General features: G+C 57.2%; 1 protein-coding gene. It reads left to right on the top strand.

The annotated features are described in order from the left end of the window. Positions 1-117: 117 nt before the first annotated feature. On the top strand, positions 118-271 hold a 154-nt coding region (locus R2R70_RS20360), incomplete at its 3' end, for a CoA transferase (protein WP_410978955.1).

Below are 271 nucleotides of genomic sequence, written 5' to 3'. Positions count from 1 at the left end.
GCCTGATGCGACGCTGACGCGTCTTATCAGGCCTACGGGAGCACGAATGTAGGCCGGATAAGGCGTTTACGCCGCATCCGGCAGTCATGCGCTACATAAATTTTTCAGGAGCTAATAATGGATCATCTACCCATGCCGAAATTCGGGCCGTTGGCCGGATTGCGCGTTGTCTTCTCCGGTATCGAAATCGCCGGGCCGTTCGCCGGGCAAATGTTCGCAGAATGGGGTGCGGACGTTATCTGGATCGAGAACGTCGCCTGGGCCGACACCA

Source organism: Cobetia sp. SIMBA_158, from assembly GCF_046566945.1.
Lineage (GTDB): Bacteria > Pseudomonadota > Gammaproteobacteria > Pseudomonadales > Halomonadaceae > Cobetia > Cobetia amphilecti.
This window is presented reverse-complemented; position numbering and strand designations above follow the sequence as displayed.